At 38.2% G+C, this 317-nt stretch carries 1 pseudogene; it reads right to left on the bottom strand.

Annotated features, from left to right (window positions below):
• Window positions 1-85: 85 nt before the first annotated feature.
• Window positions 86-317, bottom strand: a pseudogene (gene potD, locus AB4232_RS22510) (spermidine/putrescine ABC transporter substrate-binding protein PotD); the annotation flags it as partial.

Raw genomic sequence — 317 nt, 5'->3', positions numbered from 1 at the left:
ATCCTATATAATTTCTGAATAAAAATAAAGCGGCTTACGCCGCTTTATTTAACTTACTAGCAACAATTAAATTTTTGCTAACAAATTAGTTGTCTACTTTAAGTTTTTGAAAGTACGCGTCATAAATAACGCTCGCTTCGCCAACTTCGTCTTGCCAAACACCATTATCCATCACTGATTGTGGCGGGAAAACGTTCTTATCTTCAGAAAATTCTTTCGGAAGAAGAGGGTAAGCCGTTTTAACTGGTGTTGGGTAACCGATCTCTAGAGCAATTTTCGCTGCGTTTTCAGGGCGAAGAAGGAAGTCGATCATCTTA

Source organism: Vibrio sp. 10N.286.46.A8, from assembly GCF_041470165.1.
In the GTDB taxonomy this organism is placed as follows: domain Bacteria; phylum Pseudomonadota; class Gammaproteobacteria; order Enterobacterales; family Vibrionaceae; genus Vibrio; species Vibrio tasmaniensis_A.
Note: the sequence above shows the minus strand (reverse complement) of the source record. Positions and strands in the feature narration are given on the sequence as shown.